General features: G+C 68.3%; 14 protein-coding genes and 2 pseudogenes. 9 read left to right on the top strand and 7 right to left on the bottom strand.

Annotated features, from left to right (window positions below):
- The first annotated feature begins 66 nt into the window (after positions 1–66).
- From MU582_08910 to MU582_08895, 4 genes are read left to right on the top strand one after another with little or no spacing between them, the layout of a single operon-like run.
- Positions 67–318, top strand: coding sequence for an acyl carrier protein (locus MU582_08910; protein ID UPK76739.1), 252 nt, complete (start codon positions 67–69; stop codon positions 316–318).
- Positions 299–1,558 (top strand): AMP-binding protein, encoded by a 1,260-nt coding sequence (locus MU582_08905; protein UPK76738.1) that lies wholly within the window; start codon positions 299–301, stop codon positions 1,556–1,558. The genes MU582_08910 and MU582_08905 overlap by 20 nt, the downstream gene beginning before the upstream one ends.
- A complete protein-coding gene (locus tag MU582_08900; protein UPK76737.1) occupies positions 1,551–2,312 on the top strand; it encodes an SDR family NAD(P)-dependent oxidoreductase in 762 nt (253 codons plus the stop codon). Before MU582_08905 ends, MU582_08900 begins: the two co-directional genes overlap by 8 nt.
- Complete coding sequence (locus MU582_08895; protein ID UPK76736.1) at positions 2,296–2,703, top strand: hypothetical protein; 408 nt, start codon at positions 2,296–2,298, stop codon at positions 2,701–2,703. The genes MU582_08900 and MU582_08895 overlap by 17 nt, the downstream gene beginning before the upstream one ends.
- Here MU582_08895 and MU582_08890 read toward each other — a convergent pair.
- Together MU582_08890 and MU582_08885 are read right to left on the bottom strand one after the other, a co-directional pair.
- Complete coding sequence (locus MU582_08890) at positions 2,657–3,349, bottom strand: gamma-glutamyl-gamma-aminobutyrate hydrolase family protein (GenBank protein UPK76735.1); 693 nt, start codon at positions 3,347–3,349, stop codon at positions 2,657–2,659. The genes MU582_08895 and MU582_08890 overlap by 47 nt on opposite strands.
- Before the next feature lie 77 nt (positions 3,350–3,426).
- The gene (locus MU582_08885; protein ID UPK76734.1) at positions 3,427–3,681 is read right to left on the bottom strand and encodes a hypothetical protein; all 255 of its coding nucleotides are present in this window, start codon (positions 3,679–3,681) and stop codon (positions 3,427–3,429) included.
- A 292-nt stretch (positions 3,682–3,973) separates the two neighbouring features.
- Here MU582_08885 and MU582_08880 point away from each other — a divergent pair, with 292 nt between their 5' ends.
- On the top strand, positions 3,974–4,627 hold the full coding sequence (locus MU582_08880; GenBank protein UPK76733.1) for a hypothetical protein: 654 nt from the start codon (positions 3,974–3,976) through the stop codon (positions 4,625–4,627).
- A gap of 19 nt (positions 4,628–4,646) precedes the next feature.
- Here MU582_08880 and MU582_08875 read toward each other — a convergent pair whose 3' ends face one another.
- Complete coding sequence (locus MU582_08875) at positions 4,647–4,901, bottom strand: hypothetical protein (GenBank protein UPK76732.1); 255 nt, start codon at positions 4,899–4,901, stop codon at positions 4,647–4,649.
- The gene (locus MU582_08870; protein ID UPK76731.1) at positions 4,898–6,298 is read right to left on the bottom strand and encodes an FAD-binding oxidoreductase; all 1,401 of its coding nucleotides are present in this window, start codon (positions 6,296–6,298) and stop codon (positions 4,898–4,900) included. The genes MU582_08875 and MU582_08870 overlap by 4 nt, the downstream gene beginning before the upstream one ends.
- 152 nt (positions 6,299–6,450) lie before the next feature.
- Between MU582_08870 and MU582_08865 the strand changes: the two genes are divergently transcribed.
- Both MU582_08865 and MU582_08860 read left to right on the top strand, forming a co-directional pair.
- Positions 6,451–7,236, top strand: a complete 786-nt coding sequence (locus MU582_08865) for a sensor histidine kinase (GenBank protein ID UPK76730.1) — start codon at positions 6,451–6,453, stop codon at positions 7,234–7,236.
- On the top strand, positions 7,233–7,895 hold the full coding sequence (locus MU582_08860) for a response regulator transcription factor (protein ID UPK76729.1): 663 nt from the start codon (positions 7,233–7,235) through the stop codon (positions 7,893–7,895). Before MU582_08865 ends, MU582_08860 begins: the two co-directional genes overlap by 4 nt.
- 45 nt (positions 7,896–7,940) lie before the next feature.
- On the opposite strand, the gene MU582_08855 is transcribed toward MU582_08860, so the two are convergent.
- Positions 7,941–9,140 (bottom strand): amidohydrolase family protein, encoded by a 1,200-nt coding sequence (locus MU582_08855; protein UPK76728.1) that lies wholly within the window; start codon positions 9,138–9,140, stop codon positions 7,941–7,943.
- 491 nt (positions 9,141–9,631) lie between these two features.
- Here MU582_08855 and MU582_08850 point away from each other — a divergent pair.
- Positions 9,632–10,075, top strand: a pseudogene (locus tag MU582_08850) (AAA family ATPase).
- Between the two features lie 2,205 nt (positions 10,076–12,280).
- Positions 12,281–12,472 (top strand): annotated as a pseudogene (locus MU582_08845) (LuxR C-terminal-related transcriptional regulator).
- A gap of 57 nt (positions 12,473–12,529) precedes the next feature.
- Here MU582_08845 and MU582_08840 read toward each other — a convergent pair.
- Positions 12,530–13,276, bottom strand: coding sequence for an anti-sigma factor (locus MU582_08840; protein UPK76727.1), 747 nt, complete (start codon positions 13,274–13,276; stop codon positions 12,530–12,532).
- Positions 13,276–13,866: an ECF RNA polymerase sigma factor SigK gene (sigK, locus tag MU582_08835; protein UPK76726.1), complete on the bottom strand. Its 591-nt coding sequence runs from the start codon at positions 13,864–13,866 to the stop codon at positions 13,276–13,278. The genes MU582_08840 and sigK overlap by 1 nt, the downstream gene beginning before the upstream one ends.
- Positions 13,867–13,909 lie beyond the last annotated feature (43 nt).

The following is a 13,909-nucleotide window of genomic DNA, read 5'->3' as shown; positions in this document are numbered from 1 at the left end:
CAACAGTTCATCTACCCGTATCGGACGATCACCTCCGCCACGACTGCCGTCGGTAATGTCCGAGTCATGGCTCAGCTGTCTCGAGATGACGTCCGCGACTTGATGGTGCAGGTACTTGCGGTGCAAGGCAAATCCCTTCCAGACAACGAGTCTGCGGATCTACGCGAAATCGGGTTCCGTTCCCTGGACTTCTCCGAGCTCGCGCTTCGCGTCGAGGACGAGCTCGACGACGAGCTGAACTTCGAGGCCGCGGAGCTACGCCGCATCACCACGGTCGCCGACGTACTCGACGTCCTCGATGAGTTGCAGCATCAGTAGTGCGCAGCGGGCCGACCCGTCAACCGGTGATGGTCGGAGCAACACCCTCATCGATGCGCGTAACGGTCTCGCCACACGCTGGTGCGACCTTCCTGCACCCGACGACGAGGGCCCGATTCTGGCCGCGGTCGAGACCAGCATGGACGCCCTCCCGTACGTCTGGGCGCATGCTCGTACGGGTGTCGAGCTGCTGATCGTCGCCGCAGCACGGCTCGACGCATCGCTGCGCGATGAGCTGCTCGACGCCGGCTTCCGCCTCACCGGAGCCGACCAGACCGACGGCGCGACAAACCCGCGCCCGCAGGCGCCGGGACAGCTGTGGCTGCTGACGTCGGGCTCCACCGGACGCCCGAAGCGGATCGGCCATACCCTCGCCAGCCTGACCACCGTGAGCCGCGCACAAGCGCCCCGCCGCTGGCTGTGCCCCTACTCCCCCGGCACGTACGCGTGGTGGCAGCTGATCACGCTCGGGCTGATGCAACCCGGGCAGGACCTCGTCATCGTCGACCCGTCCGCGCTGGATACCTGGGTCGACACCGCGATCGAGCACCGAGTGGATGCAGTGTCAGGTACGCCGACGTTCTGGCGCCAAGCGCTGATGCGCAACGGCGACCGCCTGGCCGACGTCCCGCTCGAACAGGTGACGCTCGGCGGCGAACCGGTCGACCAAGCGGTACTCGACCAGCTCGCGGCGGTCTTCCCGCATGCCCGCATCTCGTGGATCTACGCGTCGTCCGAGGTCGGCGCATCGATCGTCGTACACGACCGCATGGCCGGGTTCCCCGCCAACTGGCTCGACCGGGAAGCGCCCGGAACAACTGCCCTCTCGGTCGCAGACGGTGAGCTGGTCGTCCGATCGCGCCACCAGGCAAACGGCATCGACGGGCCGGTACGCACCGGCGACCGGGTGGTGATCAGGGACGGGCGCGTGCACATCGTCGGGCGAGTCGACCGCGACGAGATCAACGTAGGCGGCATGAAGGTCTCAGCGAGTGCGGTACGCGACGTACTGCTTCGTCACCCCGGCGTGTCCTGGGCGTCGGTGTCCGGCCGAAGCGCCCCGGTCGTCGGCCAGGTCGTGACCGCACGCGTCGTCGCCGGTACGAACAACGACCCGCGCGGCCTGAGCGAAGACCTCGTCCGCTGGTGTCGAAGCCAGCTGCCGGAGCACGGAGTTCCTCGTCGCATCCGGCTGCTCGACCGCATACCCGAGAAGGAGACGTTGAAGAGTGATGTCTGAGACTGCCGCCGACATCGACCCGCGAGTCCCGCCGGCGCAGACCGTGCTCGTCTCGGGAGCATCACGCGGCCTCGGGCTCGCGATTGTCGAAAGCCTGCTCGGCGAAGGCGTCCGCGTCGCGGCGTTCGCGCGTACGGTGACTCCGGAGCTGACGGCGCTCGCCGAGAAGTACCCGGACACCGCATACTTCGGCTCCGTCGACATCAACGACGCATCGGCGGTCCGATCGTTCACCCGCGACGTGGAGCAGCGACTCGGCACCATCGACGGTCTCGTCAACAACGCAGCGATCGGACAGGACTCGCTGCACGTGCACACGTCCCCCGAGCGGATCGCCGCGATCATCGAGACGAACCTGACGGCACCGCTGCTGCTCACCCGACAGGTGCTGCGACGGCTCCTCGCGAAGTCCGGTCGCGGACGCGTCGTGAACGTCACCTCGATCTGCGGTCAACGCGGCTACCCCGGCCTCGTTGCGTACTCCGCAACGAAGGGCGGAATGGACGCCGCTACCCGTTCGATCGCCCGGGAGTTCAACGGCCGGGTTCTCGCCAACGCAGTGGCACCGGGCTTCTTCGCCTCCGAGATGTCGGCCGTCCTCGGCCAGACGCAGCTCGACCAGATCCTGCGCCGTACGCCCTCCGGGCTGCTGACCGCCCCGGACGACGTCGTACCCGTCGTACGACAGCTGCTGCTCGAGCACACCAACATCAACGGGCAGACGATCGTGGTCGACGGTGCCGCCTCCATCTGAACGCACCCTGCTCGACGGTCTGCGCATCTGTACGCGCGCCGACGTCAACGCGCACGCTCGGTCTTACCTTGCGGACGGGCGGTGCGTCGGCTGGCATGCCCCCGCCGATCGGTCGGGCACCGCAATCGTGATCGACGCCGAGCTCGCCACCGGCCCGCCACCGACCGCCCTTGCTCGACGGTTCGGCGACCACGACTTCTGGGAACGCTGGACCCGCGCCGAATGCGCCGCGAAGGCCTGCAGAGTTCCGATCCCGGTCTGGCTTCGAGAGCACGGTCTCGGCGCCGGACCGGACATCTCCGTACGCACGGTCCGCACCACGATGGCGGGTACGCCCGTCGTCGTCAGTGCGGCGGACGTACGCTCAGCCAGCCGATGGCCGAGTCGATGAGGTCGTACGCCCGTTTGCGGCCGCTGTCGGCGTACGACGCGGCCTGCCGACGCAGGTCGTCGGGGTCACCACCGCGTTCGAGACAGAACGCCTCCACCTCGTCGACCCACTCCGCGAACCGGATTCCGCCGACCTCGGGGTGGAACTGCCAGCCGATGGCACGACCCTTCATCGACTTGTCGGCGTAGCCCTGGCAGCCGGCCGCCGAGGTACCGAGCACGCGAGAGGTGGGGGCGGGCACGAAGGAGTCGCCGTGGAACTGCGCCCACGGCCCAGGCGGACACAACCGCGGATCGACCGAGTCGACCCGATGCCAACCGAACTCCGCCGTCTCGGCGCGTTGAACCGAACCGCCCAGCGCCCGGGCAAGCAGCTGTCCGCCGTAGCAAATGCCCATGACGGGCGTCCCGGCGCTCAGTACGTCGCGTACCAGGCCCGACTCGGCCTCGACGACGTCGCGTTGGTCATCGGCGCAAGCGCTGCGGACCGAGCCGAGCAACAGCAGCAGACCTACATCGTCGAGCAGAACGCGATCGGGCAGGTCGTCACGGTCGAGGTAGCTCAGCTCGAAGCCGTGATCGACGAGCCGCGCTCCGACAAAGCCCGGATCACCGTCGTCTGCATCGGCGATGACGTACGCGCGCATCCCACTCCCTCGACGTGGAGACACCAGTGAATACGACGAGGCCGCCACGCGTAGTGGCGGCCTCGTCGGAGTAGGTGTCAGGCAGCGAGGTCGAGCGACTCACGAGCCGGTGCCGGCGCGTTGAGCATCCGGTCGGCCACGAGAGCGGCGTCGATTCCGGCGACGATCGCGAGCGCCACGGCGCCAGCGGTCAGCACCCACGGCACTCCGGCCGACAGCATCGGCACTACCAGCAGAGCCAGCGCAACGGCCGCGACGATGCTCAGGGCAAAGCGAGCACCGTAGCCCTTACGTGCCTTCACCGAACCTGTTCCAACTGCGTCAGCACGCATGAGCTGCCTCCTCGTTTCAGATCGACTGTGTACATCTATGGTAACGTCTGCGCACTCTCCGTGATTTCGACTTTCGCCTTATATAGTTGTGATCTCAGGCACATCTCGTTGCACAGCCCGGTTCCGTGTGTTGCGGGTCACCCGATCGGGTTGGCGCAGCCGCGACACGCATCGACGTCCGGTAGCGGACATCGGGTTCCGGCCACCCTTCACAACCTCCACGTTCGCTACTAGCGTGACCCGCTTGGGTCCGGAACGGACGTCGTTCCGGCGAGATCTCCAGGGGGAACGTATGACCACCACAGCTCGCTCAGCCAACTTGATCCGGGTCGCCGCAGTCGTGGCCGCCGCAAGTTTCATGGTTCCGCCAGCCGCCGCCGACGACTCGGCGACGAACGACCGTGCTACAGAGAGCCGCAGCCTGCCGGGACGTACCACGGGCTCCGCACCGGCATTCGGCTCGGCAGCGTCGATCACGGTCGAACGCGACAAGTGGACACTCGGTCCGAAGAGGTACAAGGGACTTCGGCTCGGGATGCCGAAGAAAAAGGCGCTCAAGACCGGACTGCTCGTCAACCCGCAGAAGATCGGGAAGTGCACGTGGTACTACCTCGACGCGTCCGAAGGGGCGATGAACGTGGGAAACGGCGTGGTGATCTCGCCGAAGCGCGGAGTAGTCAGCATCCCAGGCACCGAGAAGATGCACACGCCTCAGGGCATCAGGATGGGCTCCGTCGGTTCTCCCACGGGGTCGTTCGCGAAGAAGATCCGCCGCGTCTACAAGAGGTACGCCGTCGACAAGCGGATCTTCCCGATGTACGCCGCTCCGGCGCCCGGTAACAAGGCGGCTCACTACGGGTTCGCGATGGGAGACGACCACCGGGTCAAGGACATGAGCCTGGCCCTGAACAAGGACGGCTGCGGGCTTTCCAGCTGGCCGTACTGACCTACCGCTCGTGGCGCCGTCAGCCGAGCGAGAAGCCGATCGGCAAGACCCCGGCCCAGGCGAGTTCGGCCAGTACGTCGACGGCCGACTTCGGATCGACCTCGGCTATTGCCACGGTGACGGCGCCACGACCGAGGAGCGGCTGCCAGCCGAGGTCCTCGATCGCAAGAGCCGCTCGGCGGGCCGCGTGGGCGTCCCCGAGAACGATGCGTAGGGACCCCGTCGCGGTGCCGAGGGTCGTACGTACATCGAGTTCGAGCTGCGTGGTCATCATTCCTCCAGATAGTCCTGGCCGAACACGGCGTCCGGATCCCAGGTGGTTTTGATTCGCGCCAGCCGCGCGTAGTCGTCGGGCGTGTACGCGGCGTACATCCGCGCAGGGTTCGTCTCGAAGTTGCGGAACGAGACTCCGGTCGCATGCGGCGCCACCCGATCGGCGACCGTCGCCACCTGGTCGGCGGCATCGCTCGATGCGCCGTCAACGCCGGTGACGAGCACCGAGTACGGAACCTGGCGGTGCCCGATCGGGCCATGCCCCGCCTCCGGACGCGCCATCGCACCTCCCCAGTGCCGGAGCTCGACCGACATCAGCGCCGGGTTCGCGTCGAGGGCGCCCGTTGCGGTGTCGAGCACTGCATCGGGAAGTACGTCGTACATCTCGATGTGCTGGCGTACCGGCATCGGCGGAGGGGGCGGGCCGGCCGCCTTCGCCGCCTCCGCGAAGGTCATCGGGCCGAACCCACCGAGCAGCGGCTCCCCTGCGACCGCCGTCAGTGGTTCGACCTGGCTCGCGACATCACCGTGCGCGCCGAACACGCGCACAGCCATGACCTCTCGGCCGCGGACGGCTTCCGGCAGCTGCGGGACCGGAGGTACGCGCATCACCGACACCGAGGTGTTGAGGGTCTCCGGCTCGACCTGCGACCAGTCGCGGTACGCGGCGAACACTTCGCCGGCGCGTTCGAGCGGATACATCGCGAATCCCGAGTACACCCGATCGACCGGATACAGACAGAACTCCAATGACGTGACCGCCGCGAACCCTCCTCCACCGCCGCGGATCGCCCAGTACAGATCCGGGTGGCGTTCGGCGTCGACCCTTCGTACCTCTCCGTCACTCGTGACAACCTCCGCGGCCGTCACGCTGTCCGCCGCGTACCCGTGCGTACGGGAGAGCCAGCCCGCTCCCCCGCCGAGCGTGTAGCCCAACACCCCGATCGCGGGCGTACCCGAAAGCGGAGCCAGTCCGTACCGCGCGGCCGCGGCGATGACGTCCGACCACAGCGCGCCGGGCTCGACCCGGGCGAGTCGGCGGGCGGGGTCGATCTCGACTCCCGCCAGCAGCGACGTGCGCAGCAGCAGACCGCGGGCGGGTGCGATCGTGCCGTGCCCCGTCGACTGGATCGCCAACTCCACTCCGTGATCGCGGGCGACGCGGACCGCCGACGCGATATCCCAGCCGCTCGCGGCCTCGGCAACGGCGAGCGGCTTCGGATCGATCGTCCGGTGCCATGACAGTCGCTCCTCGTCGTACCGCTCGTCGTGCGGTTCCATGACGGCGCCGTGGAACGTTCGTCGCAGGTCGGCGCCGATCGCCGTCGTTGTCTCGGTCGTCGTGTCGGTCATCTGGTCGTCCCCCTGGGTCTCCCGGATCGATGGCTCGATCCTCACCGGCGGCACCGGTCGGTGTCGTCGTACATGAGAGGGGTATTGCCCCTCGTCGTGTGACACGACCGAGGGAGATCTCGTACTACGAGCGAAGTACGGGGCGGATGCAACCTCGGTGCGATGGCGGACACGTACTCGGCGACTACGATTCACCCATGCGCGTTGTCACGAGCAAACTGGACCATCGGTGGAAGCGATACTTCATCGCCGAATGGTTCGTCACCATCGGCGTCGTCGCGATTGCGATGCGGCAGTGGAAGGGCCGCGTACGCGAGTCCGAGCAGCGCGCGGTCGACGCGGAGCGAGGGCGCGAGGAGGCGGCTCGCCGTCGCGCAGCGGAGGAGCGACTGCGGATCGCCCGGGAGCTGCACGACTCGCTCACCCACAGCATCTCGGTGATCAAGGTGCAGTCCGGAGTCGCCGCGCATCTCGCCCGCAAGCGCGGTGAGGAGGTGTCCGACGCCATTCTCGCCATCCAGGAGGCCAGCTCCGACGCCGTACGCGAGCTGCGCGCGACCCTCGAGGTGCTCCGCGAGGAGAGCGCGACGCCTGGCAACGGCATCGAGCGCATCCCGTCTCTTGTCGAGCGCACCCGTTCGGTCGGGCTGACCTCGACGGTGCGCATCTCCGGTAAGCCGCGCACGGTTCCCAACGACATCGACAAGGCCGCTTATCGCATCGTGCAGGAGGCGCTGACGAACGTCACGCGCCACGCCGAGGCATCGACGGCGACCGTCGAGCTCGCCTACGACACGGGCCTGCTCACCGTCAGCATCGACGACGACGGCATCGGAGCGCCCGACGCCGACCCGTCTCCCGGCCTCGGCCTCGTCGGCATGCGCGAGCGGGTCACGGCCCTCGGCGGCAAGCTGTCGACAGCGAACCGCGTCGACGGCGGCTTCCGCGTGTGCGCAGAGATTCCGGTCCCGGTGAGCACATGATCCGAGTGGTTCTGGTCGACGACCAGCCCCTGATCCGCACCGGCCTACGCGCGCTGCTCGACGCAGAGGACGACATCGACGTACTCGCTGAGGCGGGCGACGGCCAGGAAGGTGTCGGGCTCGCCAGGAAGCACCGACCCGACGTCGTACTGATGGACATCCAGATGCCCGTGCTCGACGGCGTCGCCGCAACCCGCGAGATCGTCGCGGACGACGACCTCAGCGATGTGCACGTCGTGATCCTGACGAACTTCGGCCTCGACGAGTACGTCTTCGACGCACTACGAGCCGGGGCGAGCGGCTTCCTGGTCAAGGACTCCGAGCCCGACGACGTACTCCAAGCCGTACGTGTCGCAGCTGGTGGCGACGCACTGCTGTCGCCGGTGGTGACCCGCACCCTGATCAGCGAGTTCGTGGCACGACCGCCGGACAGCATCTCCGCAGGCGGACTCGAGAAGCTCACCAACCGCGAGCGCGAGGTCGTCGCGTTGGTCGGCCATGGTCTGTCCAACGACGAGATCGCCGAGCGGATGGTGGTCAGCCCGACGACGGCCAAGACGCATGTGAGCCGCGCCATGACGAAGGCCGGCGCCCGAGACCGTGCACAGCTGGTGGTCTTCGCGTACGAAACGGGGCTGGTGACGGCGCGGACACGCTGATCACCGAGGTCACAGCGTCAGAATCTCGGCTCCGCGGACTCCGGCTCAGGCGACGACCGAGCCAGCCTGGATCACCGTACGAGGCCGCGCGGGATCCCACAGGACCGACGCATCCTCGAACGGGTTGCCGTCGAGGATCACCACGTCGCCGACCGCTCCAGCGCCGATGCGGCCGAGGTCGTCACGACCGAGCAGCTCGGCGTTGACCGACGTCGACGACCGCAGCGTTTCGAGTACGCCGGCGGCCTCGATCTGGAGGCGAAGACCGTCGAGCTGGTGAACCTCCAGATCGCCCATCAGGTCGGTTCCGAAGCCGATGCGTACGCCGACCTCGCGTGCGATGCCGATCGCTTCCTGCCCCGAGGTCAGGACCTGTTGGTTCTTGCGCAGCTGGAATGCGGTCAACCCGAGCTCTGCGCCGCTGCGGTCGATCGCCGCGTACGCCGCGAGCGTCGGGACGAGGAAGGCGTCGGCCGCCGCCATCGCCTGCGCGGTGTCGGGCTCGAGCAGGTTGCCGTGCTCGATGCTGCGTACGCCGTTCTCTACGGAGTGCGCGATCGCCTCGGGCGAGTACGCATGCGCGGCGACGTAGCTTCCTCGCCGCGCCGCCTCGTCGGTCACCGCTCGCACCTCGTCGGCGGAGTACTGGGGGTTGCGGAGCGGATCTGCGGGCGACATGACGCCGCCGGAGGTCATCAGCTTGATCGCGTGCGCTCCCCGCCGGAACCGGTCGCGTACAGCCCGTCGAAGCGGATCGACGCCGTCGACCACCTCGACCATGTGCCCGCCGTGCGCGCACATATCGGAGTCGGCCGGTCGCGGATCGCCGTGACCGCCCGTCTGGCTCAGCGCTGCGCCGGTGTAGAGGTAGCGCGGAGCGGAGATCAGCCCGTCGCCGATCGCGTTCGCGAGCCCCGGATCGCCGCCGGCGACGTCTCGTACGGTCGTGAAGCCGCGGATCAGAGCGCGCGTGAGTCGCTGCGCGCCCTTGAGAGCCAGATAGCTGAGCGGTGTCGTCTCGAGCACCATCTCGTCGAGCCCGCTCCCGTACGCGTGGCAGTGCGCGTCGATGAGCCCGGGGATGACCACGCGACCGGCAGCGTCGATGACGACCTCGGCATCGCCGTCGGTCGTATCGGCGATCAGACCGTCCTCGATGAGGATCGACCCGGAGGACAGCTCCTCGCCGCTCCCGTCGAACACGAGGGCATTGTCGATTCTCAGCGTGCGTGAGACATCGGTCATCGGAGATCCCCTTCGGTTGCAGCGGCAGGTACGGGCGCCGGCGTCGAACGTACCGCCTTAGCCATGCGCTACGCGTCGAGCGGGCGCCTTAGCTCGCGAGTAGGACACCTCTGAGGTACCTCCGTGCAGTAGAGATAGCCCATTTGTCCGATGTGCGGCAGTTACCTCAGAGACGACTCTTGTGGGTGTCGGAACGAGATCCACAAGGAGCCGCGACCATGTCTTTCAACCAGCCGATCCTGAACGAAATGATGGCCCGCTCGACGCAGGAGTACCGCGAACGGGATCTGGTGGCGGCGCGTCGGCGCCGGCTCGTGCGCAGCACCGCCCAGCCACGTCGACCCCGGCGGCGTCGTCACCGTCCGTTCGCCCGGTTGCGCCACGCCTCACGTACCACGGCGTGACCGGCGATGGGCGCCGACTGGCGGGCCGCTCTGCGCGTACGCGGTGACACAATGGCAACCATGGCGCCGCCGGTAGTGAGTCCCGAGATGGTCGGTCGCACGGTTCAACTCGGTGAGCTGCGCGACGCGTTGGCGACCAGTCGCGACGGTCATGCGGTGGCGGTCCTCGTCGGCGGCGAGGCGGGCGCGGGCAAGACCCGGCTCGTCTCCGAGTTCGCCGCCGGCATTCGCGGGGACGTACGCGTACACACCGGACACTGCGTCGAGCTGGGTAGCGACGGTCTCGCGTACACGTCGCTCGCAGGCGTCATCCGGTCGATGATCGCGGAGTTCGGCGCCGAGGCGGTGATCGGCTGGGCGGGAGCAGGTTCCGGCGCACTCGCCGCACTGATCCCCGAGCTGGAACTCGACGATCCCGCCCCGGACCCGGGCCGCGGCAGGCTGTTCGAGGTCATCACGCTCATTCTCGAACGCGCGGCCAATGAACATTCGCTCGCCGTCGTGATCGAAGATCTGCAATGGGCCGACGGCTCGACGCGCGATCTGCTGCGGTTCGCCGTACGCGCGCTCGCCGAAGCTCCGCTACTGCTCCTGCTCACCTACCGCACCGACGAGATCAACCGCACGCATCCCCTTCGCCCGCTGCTCGCCGAGCTCGACCGACTGCGCAGTGTTCGCCGGGTGACCATCCCAAGGCTCGCGCGAAACGACGTCGCCGCGCAGGTAGCGAGTATCTGGGGCCGCCCGGTGGAAACGGATGTCGTCGACCGAGTGTTCCGGCGAAGCGAGGGACTGCCGTTCTTCGTCGAGGAGCTCGCCGGCGCCGAGGCAGGCGGCGCACCGACCGGACTCCCCGACTCCCTGCGCGACCTCCTGCTGGTACGTATCGAGCAGCTGTCGGAGCAGACTCAGCAACTGCTCCGGCTGGTCGCCGTCGGGCAGACGGGCCGAGTCGCGCACTGGCAGCTCGCCGGCGCCAGCGACTTGGGAGCGGCCGACCTCGACGAGTACCTGCGCGAGGCGGTCTCGGCCAACGTGCTGCAGGTCGATGGCGACGGCTACTCGTTCCGCCATGCGTTGCTGTGCGAGGCAGTGCAGGACGACACGTTGCCCGGCGAGAGCGCCCGACTCCATCTGCGATTCGCCACGGCCCTCGCCGCACAGCCGGACGGCAACCCCGGCGAACCCGCTGCCTCGGCGATGCAGCTCGCGTACCACCTCTTCGCCGCCAACGACCATGCCGGCGCGTTCCGCGCGTACCTAGCCGCCGCCGATCACGCCGCCAGGACCTATGCGTTCCCCGAAGCACTGTTCGCACTCGAGCGAGTGCTCGAGCTCTGGTCGCTCGTACCCGATGCCGCCGACGTCGCAGGCGCGGACCACGCGACGCTGCTCGCGCGCACCTCGGAGCGAGCTAAGCAGGCCGGCGAGCTGGAGCGCGCACTCAGCCTCGGCGAAGCGGCCACGAAGGAGTTCGGCGACGACGCCGATATAGAGGTACGCACCGACCTCGTCCTGCAGCGGTACCGGATCTTGAGCGACCTGGGCCGCCCACTCCCCGAGTCACAGCTCCAGACGGTGCTCGACTCGCTGCCGGCCGAAGAAGCCGTCTGGCGGGCACGGCTGCTTGCTGTGATCAGCTCCCGTCGATTGATGAACGGGAACTTCGCCACGGGGGTCGCCGCTGCGACCGAAGCCGTGGCTCTCGCGGAGTCCACCGGCGCACACGACACGCAGCTCAAGGCGCTGACCTTGCTGGGCTCGGCGCAGGTCAACCTCGGAGAGGTCGACGAGGGTCTCGCCGCGTTCGAGCGTGCCCGCACCATCAAGTCCGCACCGCCCGGCGCCAGGCTTTCGTACCACGTCAATGCGTCCGACGCGCTCTGCCTGCTCGGGCGGTACGAGGAGGCCGCAGCGATCGCCAGGGCAGGCATCGACGACGCGCGTGAGATCGGGCGCGCTCGCACGCTCGGCGCGATCATCCTCGGCAACGCGGCGGAGCCGTTGCTGGCGTTGGGAGAATGGGACCTCGCCGAGCGGCTGATCGACCGCGGACTCTCCCTCGATCCGCCCGTACGACATCGGTGGCAGCTCGCCTCGCTACGCGTCAGCCTGCTGCTGTGGCGTGGCGAAGTGGCTGCGGCCGCTTGTGAGTTCGGCGAGCTGCAGCCGCTCGCGGCGAGTACGGCGATCGATCCGCAGTACTCGATTCCCTGCGCCCGGATCGGCGCCGAGCTCGACCTTGCCCGCGGTGACGCCGACGCTGCGTGGGACTGCGTACGCAAAGGCCTCGAACTCCCGAACGTCATCCCGGGCTACGTGCTCCCGCTGATCGGCACCGGCGCTCGGGTTCTCGGCGAGCGCCGACGGACAGGCAGCGCCGACGACGAGGCCGAGCGGTGGCTGCGCGACAAGTTGGATCCGATCGCTCTTCACGAGCCCGCGCCGAGCTGGCAGACACTCGTCGACGCCGAGCTCGCGACCGCCGACCAGACCACGGCCTGGCAGCGCGCCGCCGAGGCTGAGCGGCTCCCCGCGCACCTGCGTGCGTACGCGACCTACCGGCTGGGGAGGTCGTACGTCGAGACGGGCGAACGTACGAAGGCCACCGACGCGCTCGAGCGCGCGGCCGGCGCCGCCCGAACGATCGGCGCCGGGCTCGTTGTCGGCTATGTCGACGACCTCGTCCGCAGAGCCGGTCTCGGCGACGACACCGCCCAGCCGGGCCCCGTCGAGCTCACTCCCCGCGAGGTCGAGGTACTCCGACTCGTCGCCGCCGGGCACAGCAACCGCCGGATCGGTGAGGAGCTGTTCATCAGTGCCAAGACCGCGAGCGTCCACGTCTCGAACATCCTCGCCAAGCTCGATGTCTCGACTCGCGGCGAGGCCGCCTCGTACGCCCGCACTCTGGCTGGCGAGCCCCGCTGACTCGCCACTCGTGCACCGCCCGCGGCGCAACCAGGCAGGCCGGAGGACGGCTTGGCGTCACGAAGGCAGGTCTACGACCGCGATCGGCTTCGTCGTTGGCTGCGACGAACCTCCGTCCGGCTCGAGGGTGATACCCAGCTTCGGCGCATCATCGAGGCCGGCGGCGACCAGCGGACGTACGCCGTCGTCACCCGCGTTCATCACGCCCGCCGAACGAATCCGATCGCCGTCGATGAACCAGGCCTGGTAGTCCTTGCCCTCGGGCGGCGCCGCCATGCCCGTAGAGAACACGACCGCGGTGTCCTGCGCTCGTGAGGACATCGAGATGACTCGTGCACCGTCCACCTTCGCCGACTCCTGCTTCATATCGGGCGCAGACGCGACCCGACCGATCGCCGCGCGGAGCTCGTCGTTCTCGTCGAGCTCGTGGGCCTGGTCGACCACGATCGAGGTGAGCACACCGACGACAACGAGTAGTGCTGCCGCGACGCCCGCTGCAACTCGCGGCCACCAACGCCGAACCCTGCCGGGGTGACGAGCGGGCTGCGCATCGTCCTCCGAGATCACGGGCGGGAGCGGTCGTACGCCGCCGATTTCTGTGAGTACGCGTCGCCGCAGCTGCGCTGGAGCATCGACGGACTCCGCTGCGCCGAGCCGAGCCGCCACCTCCCGTACCTCGTCGACCTCCTCGCGACACGATGAACACTCCCGCAGGTGTTCCTCGAACTGCGCGATCTCGTCGGGCGGTAGTGCGTGCAGAGCGTACGGAACGGCGAGCGTGTGCGCGTCTGTCTCGTTCGACATCAGGCCACCCCCATGCAGTCGCGCAACCGGGCGATCCCGTCGCGCATTCGAGTCTTGATGGTTCCCAGGGGCGAGTCGAGCAACCTGGCGACTTCTCGGTACGTATAGCCGTCGTAGTACGCAAGCGTCACCGATTCGCGTTGCAGGTCCGTGAGTCCTTCGAGGCAGCGTCGTACCTGCTCGCGCTCCAAGCCGCCTTCGACGGTCTCGCTCACCTCGTCGAACCCGCGTGACTCCGAGGCGCTGGCGGCGTTGTAGTCGCGTTCGCTCATCGCCTGCTCGTGGCGTACGCGATCGACCGCGCGTCGATGCGCAATCGTCAGGATCCAGCTCTTGCCGGAGCCTCGGCGCGGCTCGTATCGCGCAGCCGTCCGCCAGACCTCCACCAGAACCTCTTGAGCGACCTCCTCGGCGATCGCTCGGTTGCGGAGCACCCGAACCGCGACTCCGAGCACCGCGCCGGCGACCTCATCGTAGATTCGCTCGAACGCGGCGACCTCTCCGCGCGCCGCCCGGTTCAGCAACGCGCCGACCGTCTCGTCAGAACCGTCGTCCGGAGACGGACCGGTCACGATTCGGAACTCTGGCATCGCAGACCTTCCTCACTCATCGACACGGCCTCGCTGACTACCG

It is taken from the genome of Nocardioidaceae bacterium SCSIO 66511, from assembly GCA_023100825.1.
In the GTDB taxonomy this organism is placed as follows: Bacteria; Actinomycetota; Actinomycetes; order Propionibacteriales; family Nocardioidaceae; genus Solicola.
This window is presented reverse-complemented; position numbering and strand designations above follow the sequence as displayed.

Coding starts and splice junctions, on each gene's coding strand:
- MU582_08910 (UPK76739.1), top strand. CDS start 67: ATGGCTCAGCTGTCTCGAGATGACGTCCGCGACTTGATGGTGCAGGTA.
- MU582_08905 (UPK76738.1), top strand. CDS start 299: ATGAGTTGCAGCATCAGTAGTGCGCAGCGGGCCGACCCGTCAACCGGT.
- MU582_08900 (UPK76737.1), top strand. CDS start 1,551: ATGTCTGAGACTGCCGCCGACATCGACCCGCGAGTCCCGCCGGCGCAG.
- MU582_08890 (UPK76735.1), bottom strand. CDS start 3,349: ATGCGCGCGTACGTCATCGCCGATGCAGACGACGGTGATCCGGGCTTT.
- MU582_08885 (UPK76734.1), bottom strand. CDS start 3,681: ATGCGTGCTGACGCAGTTGGAACAGGTTCGGTGAAGGCACGTAAGGGC.
- MU582_08880 (UPK76733.1), top strand. CDS start 3,974: ATGACCACCACAGCTCGCTCAGCCAACTTGATCCGGGTCGCCGCAGTC.
- MU582_08875 (UPK76732.1), bottom strand. CDS start 4,901: ATGATGACCACGCAGCTCGAACTCGATGTACGTACGACCCTCGGCACC.
- MU582_08865 (UPK76730.1), top strand. CDS start 6,451: ATGCGCGTTGTCACGAGCAAACTGGACCATCGGTGGAAGCGATACTTC.
- MU582_08860 (UPK76729.1), top strand. CDS start 7,233: ATGATCCGAGTGGTTCTGGTCGACGACCAGCCCCTGATCCGCACCGGC.
- MU582_08855 (UPK76728.1), bottom strand. CDS start 9,140: ATGACCGATGTCTCACGCACGCTGAGAATCGACAATGCCCTCGTGTTC.
- MU582_08840 (UPK76727.1), bottom strand. CDS start 13,276: ATGTCGAACGAGACAGACGCGCACACGCTCGCCGTTCCGTACGCTCTG.
- sigK (UPK76726.1), bottom strand. CDS start 13,866: ATGCCAGAGTTCCGAATCGTGACCGGTCCGTCTCCGGACGACGGTTCT.